General features: G+C 72.2%; 16 protein-coding genes. 9 read left to right on the top strand and 7 right to left on the bottom strand.

What is annotated here, in order from left to right; all coding sequences use genetic code 11:
* Positions 1-22 precede the first annotated feature (22 nt).
* From AMK18_RS11655 to AMK18_RS11675, 5 genes are read left to right on the top strand one after another with little or no spacing between them, the layout of a single operon-like run.
* Positions 23-1,642 (top strand): type I-E CRISPR-associated protein Cse1/CasA, encoded by a 1,620-nt coding sequence (locus AMK18_RS11655; protein WP_443333220.1) that lies wholly within the window; start codon positions 23-25, stop codon positions 1,640-1,642.
* Complete coding sequence (casB, locus tag AMK18_RS11660; RefSeq protein ID WP_073862723.1) at positions 1,639-2,208, top strand: type I-E CRISPR-associated protein Cse2/CasB; 570 nt, start codon at positions 1,639-1,641, stop codon at positions 2,206-2,208. The genes AMK18_RS11655 and casB overlap by 4 nt, the downstream gene beginning before the upstream one ends.
* Positions 2,205-3,557, top strand: a complete 1,353-nt coding sequence (locus tag AMK18_RS11665) for a type I-E CRISPR-associated protein Cas7/Cse4/CasC (RefSeq protein WP_073862724.1) — start codon at positions 2,205-2,207, stop codon at positions 3,555-3,557. The genes casB and AMK18_RS11665 overlap by 4 nt, the downstream gene beginning before the upstream one ends.
* The gene (gene cas5e, locus AMK18_RS11670; protein WP_073862725.1) at positions 3,554-4,405 is read left to right on the top strand and encodes a type I-E CRISPR-associated protein Cas5/CasD; all 852 of its coding nucleotides are present in this window, start codon (positions 3,554-3,556) and stop codon (positions 4,403-4,405) included. The genes AMK18_RS11665 and cas5e overlap by 4 nt, the downstream gene beginning before the upstream one ends.
* Positions 4,402-5,124, top strand: coding sequence for a type I-E CRISPR-associated protein Cas6/Cse3/CasE (locus AMK18_RS11675; RefSeq protein ID WP_073862726.1), 723 nt, complete (start codon positions 4,402-4,404; stop codon positions 5,122-5,124). Before cas5e ends, AMK18_RS11675 begins: the two co-directional genes overlap by 4 nt.
* Positions 5,125-5,263: 139 nt before the next feature.
* On the opposite strand, the gene AMK18_RS11680 is transcribed toward AMK18_RS11675, so the two are convergent.
* Positions 5,264-5,446: a hypothetical protein gene (locus AMK18_RS11680; protein ID WP_073862727.1), complete on the bottom strand. Its 183-nt coding sequence runs from the start codon at positions 5,444-5,446 to the stop codon at positions 5,264-5,266.
* A 531-nt stretch (positions 5,447-5,977) separates the two neighbouring features.
* Here AMK18_RS11680 and AMK18_RS35495 point away from each other — a divergent pair.
* On the top strand, positions 5,978-9,301 hold the full coding sequence (locus tag AMK18_RS35495; protein ID WP_274535277.1) for a hypothetical protein: 3,324 nt from the start codon (positions 5,978-5,980) through the stop codon (positions 9,299-9,301).
* Here AMK18_RS35495 and AMK18_RS11690 read toward each other — a convergent pair.
* A complete protein-coding gene (locus AMK18_RS11690; protein ID WP_018101055.1) occupies positions 9,294-9,974 on the bottom strand; it encodes an alpha/beta hydrolase in 681 nt (226 codons plus the stop codon). The genes AMK18_RS35495 and AMK18_RS11690 overlap by 8 nt on opposite strands.
* 222 nt (positions 9,975-10,196) lie before the next feature.
* On the opposite strand from AMK18_RS11690, the gene AMK18_RS11695 reads away from it, so the two are divergent.
* Together AMK18_RS11695 and AMK18_RS11700 are read left to right on the top strand one after the other, a co-directional pair.
* Positions 10,197-11,351 carry an adenosine deaminase gene (locus tag AMK18_RS11695; RefSeq protein WP_073862728.1) on the top strand — a complete coding sequence of 385 codons (1,155 nt, stop codon included), beginning with the start codon at positions 10,197-10,199 and terminating at the stop codon, positions 11,349-11,351.
* A gap of 134 nt (positions 11,352-11,485) precedes the next feature.
* Entirely contained in the window at positions 11,486-11,800 is a 315-nt protein-coding gene (locus AMK18_RS11700; protein ID WP_018101053.1) for a hypothetical protein, read from the top strand.
* Positions 11,801-11,873: 73 nt separating this feature from the next.
* On the opposite strand, the gene AMK18_RS11705 is transcribed toward AMK18_RS11700, so the two are convergent.
* The 5 genes from AMK18_RS11705 to afsQ1 all read right to left on the bottom strand — a co-directional run bounded on the left by AMK18_RS11705 (position 11,874) and on the right by afsQ1 (position 15,633).
* The gene (locus tag AMK18_RS11705) at positions 11,874-12,077 is read right to left on the bottom strand and encodes a PspC domain-containing protein (RefSeq protein WP_026171257.1); all 204 of its coding nucleotides are present in this window, start codon (positions 12,075-12,077) and stop codon (positions 11,874-11,876) included.
* 90 nt (positions 12,078-12,167) lie between these two features.
* Positions 12,168-12,719, bottom strand: coding sequence for a VanZ family protein (locus AMK18_RS11710; protein WP_018101051.1), 552 nt, complete (start codon positions 12,717-12,719; stop codon positions 12,168-12,170).
* Positions 12,720-12,809: 90 nt separating this feature from the next.
* Positions 12,810-13,421 (bottom strand): hypothetical protein, encoded by a 612-nt coding sequence (locus AMK18_RS11715; RefSeq protein WP_018101050.1) that lies wholly within the window; start codon positions 13,419-13,421, stop codon positions 12,810-12,812.
* Positions 13,418-14,959 (bottom strand): sensor histidine kinase, encoded by a 1,542-nt coding sequence (locus AMK18_RS11720; RefSeq protein WP_073862729.1) that lies wholly within the window; start codon positions 14,957-14,959, stop codon positions 13,418-13,420. The genes AMK18_RS11715 and AMK18_RS11720 overlap by 4 nt, the downstream gene beginning before the upstream one ends.
* Positions 14,956-15,633, bottom strand: coding sequence for a two-component system response regulator AfsQ1 (gene afsQ1 / locus AMK18_RS11725; protein WP_026171255.1), 678 nt, complete (start codon positions 15,631-15,633; stop codon positions 14,956-14,958). The genes AMK18_RS11720 and afsQ1 overlap by 4 nt, the downstream gene beginning before the upstream one ends.
* A 212-nt stretch (positions 15,634-15,845) precedes the next feature.
* Between afsQ1 and AMK18_RS11730 the strand changes: the two genes are divergently transcribed.
* The gene (locus AMK18_RS11730; protein ID WP_026171254.1) at positions 15,846-16,592 is read left to right on the top strand and encodes a SigE family RNA polymerase sigma factor; all 747 of its coding nucleotides are present in this window, start codon (positions 15,846-15,848) and stop codon (positions 16,590-16,592) included.
* Positions 16,593-16,780: the final 188 nt, after the last annotated feature.

Raw genomic sequence — 16,780 nt, forward strand, 5'->3', positions numbered from 1 at the left:
GAGCAACGAGAAACGGTGGAGCGTGGCTGGATCAAATGCCCTGGCCGGTAAAGGCTTACGGCCCCGATGGGACCCCCGGGAATCCCCCTGCGTCCGGGTCCTGACCCTGGACGGCCGGCTCGTGGAGCTGAATCTGGTGGAGCTGTTCCACGATGCCGACGGCCTGCGGAGTGTGGAAGGCGGCACGCCGGGGGAGCGGGTCGCCGTCATCGAGTACCTGCTGGCCATCTGCTACGCCTCCGGTACGTATCCGGAGTCGGCCGCGCAGTGGCCCGCCTGGGTGGACCGGACGGACGCGCTCCGGCCCGCCGCCGACTGGCTCGCCCAGCGCCCGGAGGACGAGGTCTGGGATCTGTTCCACCCCGAGGAGCCCCTGGGACAGAACGCCCTGCTGGCCCCGTTCATCGATGAGCACGGGGCGGGTCCCGCCCAGCTGGTGATCGAGCGGGTGGGCGACTACAACCAGTTCTTCGACCACCACCACCTGGAGCACCCGGATCCGCTCCCGGCCGCCGAGGCGTTCCGGGCCATGCTCACCCAGCACGTGTACGGTCCGGCCGGGCGCGCCCGGATCTCCGGCAAGGAGACGCTCGGGGCCACCCTCACCAACCTCGCCGCCACCCGTCTGGCCAGCCGCATCCGCGTGATCGCGCTGGGGGACACCCTCGGCGAGACGCTGCGCCTCAACCTCGCCCCGGTCCCCGGTCCGCCCGGCGAACTGAACCGCACGTGGACCGCAGGCAAGGAGCGGCGAGGGTTCACGGCCAAGCCGAGCGGCCGGGCGGTCACCGGTCCGGCCGACCTGCACAGCTCCCTCGGCCGGTCGGTCCTGCTGCGCCCGACCCGCACCGGGGACCACGTGGACCGGGTGCTCCTCGGCGCCGGCGAACTGCTCGCACTGGGCGACGAGCACCGGCAGGACGCCGTATACGCGAAGAGGGCGGACGGCGTCAGGAAACCGCTGTGGGCCTCCGCCACCCGGGCCGTCTGGCGGGAGGCGCACGCCCTCTACGCCGCCGTGGCCGAAGCGCGGTCGCACCCGGCGGGCGGCAACGACGGGGGCACCCTGTACCGGCGGCTCGCGCTCTTCCCGGCCCAGGACGTCGCCCCCGAGCCCGGGCAGCAGCCCGCCCGGCGCATCGACCTCTGGGCGGTCGGGCTGGTGGCCAGGCAGACCACGGCCATCGCCTGGGTCGACGGCGTCTTCCCGTTCGCCCCCGGCCTCGAAGCCAGTCTGTACACGGCCTCCCGAGGGGGTTCGGAGATCGCCGAGTACGTGGCGTCCGCCCTGTCCAAGGCGGCGTACGCGGCCTGGACCATCGCGTACCCGAACCCCAAGCCGGCCGACAAGGCCGCCCAGATCGACCGCTTCGACGCCCGCGCCCAGCACTGGGCGGCGACCCTGGAGCCGTTCGACCTGCTGATGGAGGAAACGACGCTCGGCGAGGACGTCCACGCCTCCCTGTACGAGTACGCGGCCACCGTCACCGCCGCCGCCCGCCGGTTCCTCGCCGAACGCCTCGACGCGCTGCCCAGGAACGCGCAGGGGGCGAAGACCCGGGCAGCCGCGCTGAGGAGGTTCGACGCCGAGATGAGCGCACCGAAGGCCCCGGCCGAAATCCGAGGGGGAACCACTTCATGACCACCCGCACGGGCGCCGACGCCCGCACCAGCGAGAGCAGCGCCGCGCTCACGGCCTGGCTCGCCAGCCTGGTCCACAACAACAACTACGCGAGCCTCGCCGAGCTGCGGCGCCCTCGCGTCCAGCGTGAGCCCCACTTCCGGGCCCTGTGGTACAGCCCGACCGAGGCCCAGCGAGAGATCTACGGCCAGGTCGCCTTCCTGTTCGCGGTCTACCACCAGGGGCGGTCGAAGCCCGACTTCGGGTACGGCAGTCTCGGCGAAGCGGCCCGCCGTATCGGCGGCGGAGCCCTGCACGGGCCCGACGATCCCGGCGCGGCCCGTCTGGTGGACCGCATCGTGTCCAGCCGCCGTATTCCGTGGCGCCATCTGCAGCACGCCGTCGCACGGCTGCGCTCCTGCGACCGGCATCCGCCGTCCTGGGCGCGGCTCGTGGACGACCTCTGCCTGTGGCACGACCGCAAGGCCCGCATCTCGTACGAGTGGGGCGCGGCCTTCCACATGCCGCCCGCCCGGACCGCCCCGCCGACTGCCGCCGCCGACCCCGAGAAGGGCTCCCCCGCATGACCAGCAACGCCGCATCCTCCGGCAGCCAGTTCCTCTCCCTGCACCTGCTGGAGACCCTGGTGGCCGTCCTGCCCGTACGCGACGAGAACGGGGCGCCCAAGTCGATCGTGTACGGCGGCTACGAACGTCACATGATCACGAGTCAGGCGCGGCGCAGGGCCGAACGCGTCCACACCCGCAACCGGGCCAACGCGGGCGTCGGTGCCCTGGCCGGCCACCGCACCGGTGTCCGGACCCGTGAGTGGGCGCTCACTACCGCGCGCGCCCTTGATTCCGCGCATGGCTGGGAGTGGGACGAGGCCATCCGTACCGCCCGCGCCGTCATCGAGGCCACCGGGCTGAAGTTCGGGGACCCCGCCAAGAAGACCGTCGCCAACCTGACCAAGGTGCTGCTGTTCGCCCCCGAGGACGCGGGCACACGCATTGCCGCCCACATCGAGGAGCACGCCGCGACGCTCCGGCCCTGGACCGAGGAGTACGTGGAGGCGCAGACCCAGGCGGCCAAGGCCAAGGCCAAGAAGGGCGCCCGCAAGGGGGCCGCCCCGGACGCGCCGGTCGAGGGCGCGGACACCCCGGCGGCCGACGTCAAGCTGCCCCCGCTGCCGGGCGAGACGCGGGCGGCGGTCCTCACCGCGCTCGCCCCGCGCGACGCCGTCGACATCGCCCTGTACGGACGCTTCCTCGCCGAGATCGCGGACTCCCCGAACGTCGACGGCGCGGTACAGAGCAGCCACGCCTTCACGGTGCACGAGGCGGAGCAGGTGGACGACTTCTACGCGGCGGCCGACGACGCGAAGCTGGACCGGAAGGCCAACGCGCTGGACTTCCTCGACGCGGCGGACGACGCCGGAGCGGGCATGACCGGCTACCAGTCCCTGATCACCGGCACCTTCTACCGGCACGCCGTCCTCGACCGCGTGAAGCTGCGCAACAACCTCCGCGCCGCCGGGATGACCGCGGAGGAGGCGGAGGAGGCGTCCGTCGCGGCCGAGGCCGAGTTCGTCACGGCCTTCGTCGACGCCTTCCCGGAGGCGAAGAAGAACTCGACCGCCTCCACCGGATCGCTGCCCGCGCTCGTCCTCGCTTTCGAGGGCGAGCGCCCCTACAACTACGCGGCCGCCTTCCAGGCCCCCATTGACGAGAACCCCGTGGACAAGGACGGCGAGGGCCCCGCGGGACCGGCCGCGGTCCGGCGGCTGCTGAAGCACCACGCGTTCGTCAGCCGCCGGCGCCCCGACATCAGGACCGGCCGCGTCCTCACCTACGACCCGCGTATCGAGGAACTCCTCGGCACCCTTGAGGACACCGGCGCCCTGGCCGTCGCCTCGGCCGAGGAGCTGACGGCGTGACCCCGCAGCACGTCCTGCTCGTACGGCTTGCCGCGCCGCTCCAGTCCTGGGGAGTGGCGTCCCGGTTCTCGCACCGCGACACGCATGCCCGCCCCACCAAGTCGGCGGTCATCGGCATGTGCGCGGCGGCCCTCGGCCGGGAACGCACCGACCCCGTGGACGACCTGGCCACGCTCGCCTTCGGGGTCCGCGCCGACCACCCCGGGACCCCGGTGCGCGACTACCACACGGTCGGCGCCGGGCGGTTCCCCCTGCGGCCCCGGGACGTCATCACCGACCACCGGCGGGCCGCTGCCGTCGCCGCGAGCATGGAGGCGGCCGACGGCGAGGGCTTCGGACACCACGAGCTGGCCGGCTGGTACGGGGCGCCGAAGAAGATCACCGCCGACCCCGTCTCCGGGGCGCTCGTCTCGGCCGAGCTGTCGCGTACGGCCCTGATCACCGAGCGCTGGTACCTGTCGGACGCCGCTTTCGTCGTCGGACTCCAGCATCAGGACCGGGCGCTCCTGGAGGAGGTCGCGCACGCCCTCGAACACCCGAAGCGGCTGCTGTGGCTCGGCCGGAAGTCCTGCCCGCCCTCCGGGACCCTGGCCGCGGAGATCCTGCCCGGCACGCTCGCCGACGCCTTCACGGGCAAGCTGCTGCTTCCCGGGCCGGAGGGGCCCGACACCTCGGGGCGGCGCCCCTGGGCGTGGATCCAGGCGCCGCCGGGCACCCGGGGCGCGCTCCAGGTCAACGACGAGCCGGTCAGCTTCGACCCGGGCCGGCGGGCCCATGTCACCCGCTGGGAGACCCGTACGCGCATCACCATCGCACCGACCGCAACCGGATGGGACATCATCCCGTGAAGAGCACCCGGGCCTCGACGGCCCGCTTCGTCGCCACGCACTCCGTCCTCACGCTGAACGCCCGCCACCCCCTGGTCGCCAAGTCCCTGGTCGACGCCCAGGAGATGCACCGCACGGTGATGAGCGGCTTCCGGGGCTGGGTCGAGGACGGGGAACCCGAGGCGCGCGCCCAGATGGGCGTCCTGTCCACCTGGTCGGTCGACCTGAAGGCGGGGGCCCTCGTCCTGGTCGTCCAGTCCAGGGTCCCGGGCGACTGGTCGCGCATCCCCCGCGAGGCGTTGACGACGGCCCCGCACATCATCACCGTCGACCGCACCTTCGAGCGGGGCGAGGTCTTCGCCTTCCGCGCGGTCGTGAACCCCACACGCAGCAGACCGTCGGGCCGCCCGCCCGCGGAGAAGGTGCGCGGTACCCGCACCGCCCACACCACCCCGGAACACGTGAAGCGCTGGTTCGCACGCCGCCTCCAGGCCGCCGGCGAGCCCCCGGTCGCCGAGGACGGCGTCACCCGCATCGGCGCCACCGCGGACCCGGAGACCCTGGGCATCCGCATGCTGCCGACGGTGTCCAGCGCCCACCGCGCCAAACCCGTCCGCATCGGCCGCGCCGAAATCCGCGGCACCCTGACGGTCACGGACCCGGAGCCCCTGGTGACGTCCCTCTCGAACGGCCTGGGGCATGCGCGGGCGTACAGCTGCGGGCTGATACTGGCGCGTTGACCGACGGAGGGCATCCCCGCGCACGCGGGGGGCCGAGCAGGATCTGCTCCTAACGGGGGCCATCCCCGCGCGTGCGGGGAACCTCCGGCAAGGGCCGAGAGTAGGCCCTCGGACCCCGCCTCGACCAGCCCCGCAGACATCACCGCTTCCCACCGCCGCGCCGCAGCAGGATCGTCAGCGTCGCCCGCGCGTCGCGCCGGCGCTCCGGGCTGCGGAAGAGCACGGAGGAGGTGGCGACGGTGACGACGGCCCCGACGTAGGCGAGGCCGGTGGCGGCGGCTCCTTGCAGGACGGACTCGAGGACGGGCGGCAGGCCGGACATGCGGGTCTCCTCAAGGCGGTCGCCCGGGGCTTCTCCGCCGGGCGGCGTGCCTCAGGTATCCACCGTGCGTCCGGATTCCAGAAACGTTCGGGAAGCCGTACGCGCCCTAAACATGCAGGTCAGGGACGGATGAAGAATATTCCAGAGCACTCTTCCGCAGCGCCCGACTTCAGCGACGACCTTCAGCGGCTGTACGCGGCAGCGGGCGGCAAGGCCGAGGCGCCGAAGCTTCAAAAGTTGGCGAACCTTGGGAAACCATCGGTAGGCATCTCAAGCGTGAGCGCGTGGCTCCGTGGCGACACGTTTCCAACCGATCCTCGCCACAGGGCTTATGTACTGAAGAAACTGATTCCTGAGTTGGAGGAACAGGCGAAGACTCGGTCACCGACCTATGTCGCCCCGACCGAGGCCACCTGGCAGGCCCGATACCACGCGGCCAGAGCGGTCCGCAGGAAAGTTCAGAGCCCTTCCGGCCCCCGGGTGCACAGGACGTCCCCAGGACGTCTGCTGGCCGGGCCGTCCCCGGCCCTCTTGGACGTACTTCCACGTGAGTTCGCGGGCCGGGAGGACGAGCTCGAAGAGCTGGTCGCATTCGTGACGGCAGGCCAGGACGGGCCGGACTACCGGTGGTACCAGGCGGGCCCTTGGGCGGGGAAGACCGCGCTGCTGGCCTGGTTCGCCGATCGCTACCGGCAGTTGCCCGGGATCGACATCGCCCACCACTTCATCTCGGGGCGCCTGGGCACGGACCGACGCGAGGACTTCACGCGCGTGGTCGGCCCGCAGTTGGCCGCCGCGTCGGGCATGCGACGTCTGCCCGCTGCCGCTTTCAAAGACTTCTCTCTGGCGTACGCAGCAGCGGCCCAAGCATGCGAGCAGCGCAATCGTCGGCTCGTACTGATCGTTGACGGGCTTGACGAGGACACCGACGTGGATCGGGACGGCATGGGCATCGCCGGGCTGCTCCCCAAAGTCCCGCCGCACGGCATGCGCGTCATTGTCAGCGGCCGTGCCAACCACCCGGTCCCGCTGAAACTGGCGGCGGATCACCCCCTGCGGGATCCCGGCATCGTCCGGCAGCTCACCACCTCTTCGGCCGCACGGGCCATCCGGGACATGGCTCTGGTGGAGCTGGACGAGCTCCTGGGCGACCCCCGCATCGGCCAACAGGCGTTGGGGCTGCTCGCCACCGCGCGAGGCGCCCTCACGAGAGCGGATCTGGCCAAGATCCTCCGCGTCCGGCCGCGCGAGGTGCGGCTCCGGCTCGGCACCGTGGTCAGCCGCTCCCTCGCGCCCACACGCGTCGATCACCTCGCCCTGGACGTACGGACCGGAGCGGAGGCGGAAGAGGACCGCCAGGCGTTCGTGCTGGCCCACGACGTAATCCTCAGGACGGTGTGTCAGGAGCTGGGGGAGTCCGACCTCGCCGAACGGAGGGACGACCTGCACCGCTGGGCGCAGGCGTACCGGGACCAGGGCTGGCCCGAGGACACGCCCAACTACCTCCTGACCGGCTACATTCGGCTCCTCCAGGAGACCTCCGACACCGAGCGTCTCGACGCCCTCGTCCTCGATCCGTGCTTTCAGCTCCGCCTCGCCGAACGCTCCGGCGCCGACGTCGCTCTCGCTCATCTGCGCCTGCTCGTGCCCCGGCACGCGGACGACGCGCTGTCACTGGACCGGGCAGCCGCGGCCCCCGTTTCCCGGGAGATGCTGCTGGGCCGGGTGCGGCCGGTCCCGGGGGCCGTCGCGCGGGCCGTCGCCCGGCTCGGGGACACGCGGCGGGGGCGGGCGCTGGTGGTCGCGTCGGGGAGTGCCGTGGACAAGGCGCTGCGGCTCGCCGACCTGGCGGGGACGGTGCGGGCGATGGACGAACAGGAGGCCGCCGTCACCGCCCGCGAGGCGGAGCGGTGGGCGCGCACGGCGTTGCGGGAGGCGGACCGGGCCGGGTACGTCACCGATGAGGCCGAGGGTGCGGCGGCGCGGGCAGCCCTCGCCCTGCTGACGACGGCAGGCGGCCGCGATCAGCAGAAGCAGTACGCGGACGGCCTCGCCCTGCTCCGTTCCACCCGGGGCACCGGGTCGGCCCGCTGCGAGACCTGGGCATTGACCGCCGCCCTGCTGGCACCCGACCATCCACAGGACGCGGCCCGACTCCTGGACGAACTGGAACAGCAGGCCGAGCCCATGGGCGGCAAGGGCGTGGCCGTCGCGGTGCAGCTCTGGCAGACGGTGGCGGCCGCGGACCCGGACCGCGCCGACCGTCTGCACGATCTCGCCCTGGAGCGCGTGACGAGGGCGTGGCAGGAGGCCCCCTCACTGGAGGCCGTGGCCGGGCTCGCCGCCACCGCGTCCTTCGTGGCACCCACCCGTCCGGCGCGGGCCGGGCAACTCGCGGCCGCCGCCCGCGACCACCTCGAACACGTGCTGCACGCCGACGCCGGGGAGCGCTCGCCGGCGGACGCCTTCCACCTGGAATTCGGCTTCCCGCACACCCTCGCCGTGCTCGCCCGGGCCCTCACCGACGTGGGGGCACCACCGGAGGAAGCCACCCGCATTCTGGAGCTCGGGCAGCTCGCCGTGCCCTGGGAGCCCGCACACGACCCGGAGGAGGACCCCGCCGAGGACGACGCGTTCACCGAAGCCACCGCGCTCGCCGAGCAGGCCGTCCACCTCGCCGGACGTGGCGACGTGGACGACGCCGAGCACCATCTGCAACAGGCGCTGGCGCTTCTGCCCCCGGCCGGACGCGGCGGCCGGGGACCCGTCTGGCTGCCGGACCTCGCGGGCGCGCTCGTCCGTACCGGCGCGGCCGTCGATCCCGAGGAGCTGCCCGGCCTCGCGCGGCTCCCGGACGAGCGGGTACGCGTGCACGCGGCCATGGCCCTGGCCCATGCGGACTGCGACCGGCAGGCCGAGGCACGCCACCACGCGCGGGAAGCGGCCCGTGGGGCTGCCGGCAGGGGTTGGGTGTACGTCGCGCAGGCGCTGGCTTGCGTGGGCGAGGTGGCAGCCGCCGTCGACCACGTCGAAGGGCACCGGAAACCGCAGAGCCCCGGCGGGCGGGCCGCCTGGCGAATGGCGGATCGGGCGGCCCGGGTCGCCGTCGCAGCCGAGCTCGCGTCACACGACCCCGAAGCAGCGTACGAACTGGTCCGTCCGGTGCTGGAACGTCTGCACGCCTCCCGGAATGCGATCCGAAGCCACGGGCTGCTGCCCTCGCTGGCAGAACTACTGCCTGCCGTTGCAGACCTGCCGCCCCACCAACAGCAGCTGTTCCACGAGCTCATGGCGGCCGCGCGGGAGCAGGCGGCGCGGAGCAATCCCGACTCCTGGCGTCCCGAAGAACTCCTCGTGCACGCGTTCCTTCTCATCGGTGACGGGGAAGAGCCCACCCGTCAACTCGACCGGCTGACACAGAGCATGGCCCATCGCGGGGCCGAGCATTCCCCCACCGCCGCGCTGGCCGTGCTGCACGCGGCCCTCGGCGACCACACCGCCGCGCACCGCGTGGCGATGTCTCCCGCACCCCACCACAGGGCCGCGGCGCTGTCCGCGGTGGCCGCGCACCTCGCCCGCGTACCCTGCCGCCCCTGCCCCGTCCCGGACCCGGTCGGCTCGGACGCGTTCACGCACACCATCCAGTACTTGGCGCTCCACACGACCCGGGCAACACCGGCCGCCGCGCGACCCGCCACACGAGCTCTGCGACCCGCCCTAGCCACATCCGGCTGGCATCACACGATCCCGGCCCTGTCCCGCATCGCCCCCGACGCCATCGCCACCATCGGAGCCATCACGGAGAAGCACCTGGGCACACGGCGGGACACCGAGAACGACTGGACCCTCAGCTGACCCCCAACGACTCCCCGAACCCCACCGCCAACGGCATCCGCAACCCCAGCGGCGGCGGGGCCGCCAGCGCGTCCGTCACCGGGCGGGCGTACGCGTGGCCGAACAGGGTGCCGCGTACGAAGTCGGCGGCCAGGGCCGCGACCTCCGAGCGGTGCTGGCGCAGCGCGTGGCCGTCCGAGTGGACCTCGAAGCGGCAGGTGTCGCGGTTGGCCTTCTTGGCGCGTTCGGCCAGGCGGAAGGACAAGTCCGGGGCGCAGCGCGTGTCGTTGGTGCCGTGGACCAGCAGGACCGGGCGGCCGACCAGGTGTTTGACCGGCTCGGGGGCGGCGGCCGGGTCGCCGGGGAGCCAGGGGGCCATGGCCAGGACCGCGCCGACCGCCGGGTGGCCGCCCGCCCGGAGGGCCGCCCGGGCGCCCATGCCGTGGCCGGCCAGGCAGAGGGGGACGTCGCCGTAGCGGCGTACGGCCTCGTCCACCGCCCACTCCGCGTCCGCCGCGAGGTGGGCGTCGTCCTCGTTCCAGCCGCGGCAGCGGTAGCGCACCACATGGGCGGTGAGGCCGTCGTCGCGGCCCGCGTGGGCCAGGGCGCGGGCCAGCGGGAGCAGGCGGGCGTGGGAGAGGGAGGAGGGGCGGCGGTGCGAGTGCGGCTCGCCGTCCGGGAGCAGCAGGACCACGCCGCCGACCGTTGTTGCTCCGGCCGCCGCTCCGACGGCCCGTCCCAGCCGTGCCGCGGGCTGGGGGAGTGCGCGCTGTGCCATGGCGTAACAGTGTCAGACGAGCGTCCGTCCGCCACCCCTGTTCGCGGGGTCTGTTACGCAGCGGGGCGCGGGGCGGCTCGACCGTACCGTTATGCAACGACAAGCCCGCTCTACGCGCGTAGGCGCTACAGTGCCTGGATGATGAGCCCGACCCTCAACGTGCCCGGCCCGGACCAGATCCGGCGTGCCCCCAAGGTCCTTCTGCACGACCACCTCGACGGCGGTCTGCGCCCCGGAACGATCGTCGATCTCGCTGCGGCGATCGGTTACGACGCGCTTCCCGAGAACGAGCCCGACAAACTCGGCATCTGGTTCCGGGAGGCGGCCGACTCCGGTTCGCTGGAGCGGTATCTGGAGACGTTCGCCCACACCTGCGCGGTCATGCAGACCCGTGACGCGCTGGTCCGGGTCGCCGCCGAGTGCGCCGAGGACCTGGCCGCCGACGGGGTCGTGTACGCCGAGGTGCGGTACGCCCCCGAGCAGCACCTGGAGGCCGGGCTGACCCTCGAAGAGGTGGTCGAGGCCGTCAACGAGGGCTTCCGCGAGGGCGAGCGGCGGGCCCGGCAGGACGGCAACCGCATCCGGGTCGGCGCCCTGCTCACCGCCATGCGGCACGCCGCGCGCTCCCTGGAGATCGCCGAACTCGCCAACCGCTACCGGGACCAGGGTGTCGTCGGCTTCGACATCGCGGGTGCCGAGGCCGGGTTCCCTCCCACCCGGCACCTGGACGCCTTCGAGTACCTCAAGCGCGAGAACAACCACTTCACGATCCACGCGGGCGAGGCGTTCGGGCTGCCGTCGATCTGGCAGGCCATCCAGTGGTGCGGCGCCGACCGGCTCGGCCACGGGGTCCGCATCATCGACGACATCGAGGTCGCGGCGGACGGCTCTGTGAAGCTGGGCCGCCTCGCCTCGTACGTACGGGACAAGCGCATCCCGCTGGAGATGTGCCCGACGTCCAACCTCCAGACCGGGGCCGCGTCCTCGTACGCCGAGCACCCCATCGGACTGCTCCGCAAGCTGCACTTCCGGGCCACCGTCAATACCGACAACCGGCTGATGAGCGGCACGAGCATGAGTCAGGAATTCGAGAAGCTGACCGAGGCTTTCGGATACACGCTCGATGACATGCAGTGGTTCACCGTCAATGGAATGAAGTCCGCGTTCATTCCTTTCGATGAACGTCTGGCGATGATCAACGACGTCATCAAGCCCGGCTACGCCGAGCTGAAGTCCGAATGGCTTTTCGAGCAGACCGCTGCGACCAGCGTGTCTTCCTCGTTGGCCGGCTGACGGAGGCATAAGGAAAACGGCCGGGGAAAGGTTTTCCCGGCCGTTTTCCGCGGTGTCGCATGTTTGCGGAGCGGGGTCGCGGCTGACTACGTTGCATAGCCGCTCACATCCCCTTCCCCAAGGATGAATGTCATATGAAGCAGTCTGCCGCCAGGACTCTCGGCGTCGCCGCTCTCGGTGCCGCTTTCGCCGCTGCCGCCGCCGGCACCGCGTCCGCCTCCGCGCTGCCGCTGGAGACCGCGACCAGCGTGCTGCCCGTCGCCGGCGCCCTGGCCGACGCCACCTCGACGCTGCCGGTCCAGGACACCGCCGACCAGGTCCTCGGCACCAGCCAGACCAAGCTCCTCGGCGACGCCACCACCCCCGTCAAGGGCCTCCTCGGCGGCATGCCGGCCGGTGGTCTGAGCACCAGCGGCCTGTCCGCCAACGGTCTGCCGCTCGGCGGCTGAGCCGAAGCAGCACCACACCGGTGGGCGGGCACCCCGAGCGGGTGCCCGCCCACCGGCATGTGTACGGGAACGACTACCAGGCCGTCGAGGACGACGACCCCTCCTGGGGCAGCAGCAGCCACAGCGCCAGGTAGAGCAGGAACTGCGGGCCCGGCAGCAGGCACGAGACCACGAAGATGATGCGCATGGTCCTCGCCGACGTGCCGAAACGCCGCGCCAGCGCTGCGCACACTCCACCGAGCATGCGTCCGTCACGGGGGCGGGCAAGTGCGGCCATGGTGAGCTCCTTCGCGAACCGTTGCGGGGAGCAGTCCGGTGTGCTCCCGATACGTCCATGGTCCCGCGACGAACCGGACGAAGCGTCGCTCTACGGGGCCATCCCGACCCCGGAAATCGTCGGGGTCGAACCCTGAGGGGCCTCGTGCCCCCTGCGCGCCACCACATGCGTCCGCGTCGCTCCGCCGCGCCGCCGCAGGCGCGCCCGGCACGCGGGCACCACCAGGACATGGGCAAGGGCGACGCCCGCCGTGTTCAGGAACAGCGAGTCCACGTCCACCACCTGGCCGGGCACCCCGGTCTGCCCCAGCTCGATGGCCAGCGAGATCAGGGAACCGGCCGCGACCGTACGGGCCAGCGAGAGCCACGGGGACACGTACAGACGGCCCCCGGCCATCGGGAGCAGCACGCCCAGGGGCGCCAGGAGCAGCAGCCCGCCGCCGATCCGGCGGAACGCGGCGGCGGGACCGAGCGACAGATCGGCCCTGATGCCGGCGAAGGGCGAGAGGTTGGCGGCGTTCATCCACGGCACGTCCAGCGGACGCAGAGTGAGCCACCCGACGAGCAGCAGATGCGCGAGGAGCAGCGACACCCCGAACGCGCGGAAGCGGATGACGGCCTGGCCGTCCGTACCTTGACGCACGATGCCCTAGACGCGGGCGGCGGCAGGATCGGTTCCGCCCGACCTGGGGAGACCTGCCTCACGCCGGGTCCCCGGCCCCCCGAGGCGCCCCTACGGCACCCCCACCGCGCTCGGCATCGCCTTCGGACTGGCCTTCGTCTCCGCCGTGCACAGGTAGCCGCGGGCCGGGTAGTCGCCCGGGCCGCCCAGCGTCACCGTGTCACCGGGAGTCAGGGCCTCGCTGTCCGCGAAGGTGCAGACGACCTGGGCCAGGGCCTCGGCCGGCAGGTCCTCCGGCTGCTCGTTGAGCCGCAGCGCGTCCTTCGCGTCGCCGAGGCGCGGCGCGAAGACGCGGAGCGTCCCGGGCACATCGGTGGAGAAGCCCGCCTGCCGTTCGTCCGCCGTGGGCTGCCTGCGCAACTCGTCCAGCAGCTCCGTGGCGACCGCCAGCCGGTCCGACTTGGCCTCCTGGACCTGCACCGCCCGGTCCACCGTCACCAGCTGCGCGGCGCAGACCAGATACACCTGCACGGGGATGCCCCGCCCGGCCTGGGACGCGGCGTCCTCGGCGGGCATCGCACACGGCACCCGGGACGGGGCGGCACCGGCGTCCACCGGCACCGAGGTCGTACGGATGCCGCAGCCCGCCGCCAGCACGGCACAGAGTGCGGCACCTGCCAGGGCGGCGGCGGTTCGGTGTCCCCGGCGTTCGCTGCGCCTCACGTCGCGTCGTCCTCCTGGTGGTCCGGTATCGGTGCGTCGTGATCCCCGGCGGCACCGCTCGGCGCCCCGGGGTCGCGCGGCAGGCGCAGCACGAAGATCGCGCCGTCGCCGTCGGGGGAGTTGCGGGCGGTGATGTCACCGTTGTGGATGTGCGCGTTCTCCATGGCGATGGAGAGCCCGAGCCCGCTGCCGTCCGAACGGGGCCTGGAGGCGCTCGCCTTGTAGAACCGGTCGAAGACGTGTGGCAGGACGTCCTCGGGGATGCCGGGGCCATGGTCCCGGACCTCGATGACCAGCTCCTCGCCCTCGATGCGCACCGCGACCCGGACCGGCGAACCGCCGTGCTTGAGCGCGTTGCCGATCAGGTTGGCGAGGATCACGTCGAGCCGGCGCGGGTCGAGGCGGACCATCATGCCGCGCTCGGCGTCCAGCTCGACCGCGTCCAGCCAGGCGCGGGCGTCGATGCAGGCGGTCACCTGGTCCGCGACGTCCACGTAGTCCAGGACGAGGCGGGCGGTGCCCGCGTCGAAGCGGGTCACCTCCATCAGGTTCTCCACGAGGTCGTTCAGCCGACGGGTCTCGCTGACCACCAGGTTCACCGCGGGCGCGATCATCGGGTCGAGGCTGTCGGCCTCGTCCTCCAGCACCTCCGTGACCGCGGTGAGCGCCGTCAGCGGCGTACGCAGCTCGTGCGACATGTCGGCGACGAAGCGGCGGCTGGCCTCCTCGCGGGCGCTCATGTCCGCGACCTTCTTCTCCAGGGAGCTGGCGGTCCGGTTGAACGTGCGTGACAGGTCGGCCAGTTCATCGGTGCCGGACACCACGAGCCTGGTGTCGAGCTTGCCCTCGCCGAGCTTGCGGGCCGCGTCCCCGAGCCGCTGCACGGGCCGCAGCACGGTGGTCGCCGCCGCCTGCGCGAGCAGCGCCGAGCCGACCAGGGCGAGCGCCGTGGCGATCCCGAGCGACCAGGCGAGCGAGCTGAGGTCCTGCCGCTCCTGGTCGAGCGACTTCAGCATGTAGCCGGTCGGCCCGCCGCCGATGATCTTCGTACCGGCGACGAGATACGGCGTGCCGCGTATCGAGGTGCGCTGCCAGAACAGGTGGTACTCGTACTTGTTGCCCGCCTTGACCGGCTGCTTGCGGTCCACCTGCTCCTGCAACGACAGCGGGACGTTGTCGCGGGTGAAGGTGTCCAGGTCGCTGTTGCCGACGATGGGCTTGCCCGGGTCGCGCTCGTCGATCAGGAGCACGCTGTAGCCGGGGCTGCTGCTCGCCATCTGCACCGCGGCCGTCTGCAGGTCCTCCTTGGAGGGGCGCAGCGGCAGCGAGGCCGCCCGGGTCTGCATCTCCTGGCGGAAGTCCCCGAGCGCCGCGTCCTGCGTACGCGTCAGCACGGCCTCGCGGTTGAGCCAGTACGCGATGCCGGAGGCCGACACGGCGGCGGTCAGCGCGACCAGGCCGAAGACGATGACGAGCCGCAGGCGCAGGCTGGTCCAGCGGAGCCCGGCGCGCAGGCCCCGCCGCACAGCCGTGCTCACTGCGGCGAGTCCAGCCGGTAACCCACGCCCCGGACCGTACGGATCAGGGTCGGCGAGGACGGTACGTCCTCCACCTTGGCGCGCAGCCGCTGGACACAGGCGTCGACCAGCCGGGAGTCACCCAGGTAGTCGTGCTCCCAGACCAGGCGCAGGAGCTGCTGCCGGGACAGGGCCTGGCCGGGCCGTCGGCTCAGTTCGAGGAGGAGGCGCAGCTCGGTCGGCGTGAGCTGCAGATCCTCCCCGTTCTTGGTGACGGTCATGGCGGAGCGGTCGATCACCACGTTCCCGAACGTCGCGGAGTCGGTCGACTCCCGTTCGCCCCGGCGCAGTACCGCGCGGATGCGGGCGTCGAGCACCCGGCCCTGCACGGGCTTCACCACGTAGTCGTCGGCACCGGACTCCAGACCCACCACGACGTCGATGTCGTCGCTGCGGGCGGTCAGCAGGATGATCGGCAGCTGGTCGGTGCGGCGGATGCGACGGCACACCTCGAAACCGTCGATCCCGGGCAGCATCACATCCAGCACGACCAGGTCGGGGCGCTGCTCGCGCAGCAGGTTGAGGCCGTCCTCTCCCGTCGCCGCGGTGGCCACACGGTGGCCCTGGCGTGACAGCGAGAGTTCGAGGGCCGTGCGGATGGCGTCGTCGTCCTCGATCAGCAACAGGAAAGGCACTTGGTCATTCTGACCCATGGGGCGCCCCAGTTCGACAGTTGGTCCCCCCTGATGCGTGCCCCATACGTCCGTCATGCATCCGGAAGCGCGGATTCGTGCCGTCGCCGGGCCCTGTGACAGCCCTGTGACAGTCGGCGGACAGCGCCATGAAACTGCCCCGGCAAGCTCGTTGGCACAAGGAACGGACGGACTCCACCGATGGGGGGCGCGAGATGAACGCAACTCACAGCATCAACGCAAGCGCAGTTGTCACGCGTCTCCACGATGTCGGACGGAGCACCGAGAAGTCCGGCGCCGCAGTGAACGGACGGGGGTGCGTTCGTGGCGCCGGGCGTCAGCACACGTCATTCATGACGGTGGTTGACACGGGGGGCAACGGGGGAAGCGCGTACGGGGAGGACTCGGGGGAGCGGAAGGCACCGGAACGGTCCGGGGACGCCGAAGCGGCGTTCACGGCCTACGTCCGGGAGCGCCGTGCCTCCCTGTACGCGACCGCCTACCACCTGACCGGTGACCGGTTCGAGGCCGAGGACCTGCTCCAGAGCGCCCTCTTCTCGACGTACCGGGCCTGGGACCGCATCAGCGACAAGGCCGCTGTCGGCGGTTATCTGCGCCGCACGATGACCAATCTGCACATCAGTGCCTGGCGCAGGCGCAAGCTGAACGAATACCCGACCGAGGAGCTGCCGGAGACGGCGGGCGACACGGACGCGATGCGCGGTACGGAGCTGCGCGCCGTGCTCTGGCAGGCGCTGGCGCGCCTTCCCGAGCTGCAGCGCACGATGCTCGTCCTGCGGTACTACGAGGGTCGTACGGACCCCGAGATCGCGTCGATCCTCGACATCAGTGTCGGCACGGTGAAGTCGAGCATCTGGCGGTCGCTCCGCCGGCTGCGCGAGGACGAGGTCCTCAGCTTCGGCCGTGACGAGGAGGAGTCCTTCGGCGAGCTGGTGGCCTGAAGGCTGGGGGAACGGGGGCGCTGCCGCGCCGGGGGACGCGGTGGTGTTGTTACGGGGGAGGTAACGGGGGCCCGAGGGATACGGGGGTATCTCGGGGCACAACGGGGACACGGGGAAGCTGCGGGGTCGGACGGGCCGGGGGGTCTTGTCCGGCCCCGCGGTGCGTTTCGGGGGCGCTGCCCCCGGAC

It is taken from the genome of Streptomyces sp. CB01249, from assembly GCF_001905735.1.
In the GTDB taxonomy this organism is placed as follows: Bacteria; Actinomycetota; Actinomycetes; order Streptomycetales; family Streptomycetaceae; genus Streptomyces.

Excerpts from the sequence above, each read along its gene's own strand:
- AMK18_RS11730 (WP_026171254.1), top strand. The coding sequence starts at position 15,846 with ATGAACGCAACTCACAGCATCAACGCAAGCGCAGTTGTCACGCGTCTC.
- casB (WP_073862723.1), top strand. The coding sequence starts at position 1,639 with ATGACCACCCGCACGGGCGCCGACGCCCGCACCAGCGAGAGCAGCGCC.
- AMK18_RS11680 (WP_073862727.1), bottom strand. The coding sequence starts at position 5,446 with ATGTCCGGCCTGCCGCCCGTCCTCGAGTCCGTCCTGCAAGGAGCCGCC.
- AMK18_RS11695 (WP_073862728.1), top strand. The coding sequence starts at position 10,197 with ATGATGAGCCCGACCCTCAACGTGCCCGGCCCGGACCAGATCCGGCGT.
- AMK18_RS11705 (WP_026171257.1), bottom strand. The coding sequence starts at position 12,077 with ATGGCCGCACTTGCCCGCCCCCGTGACGGACGCATGCTCGGTGGAGTG.
- AMK18_RS11665 (WP_073862724.1), top strand. The coding sequence starts at position 2,205 with ATGACCAGCAACGCCGCATCCTCCGGCAGCCAGTTCCTCTCCCTGCAC.
- AMK18_RS11700 (WP_018101053.1), top strand. The coding sequence starts at position 11,486 with ATGAAGCAGTCTGCCGCCAGGACTCTCGGCGTCGCCGCTCTCGGTGCC.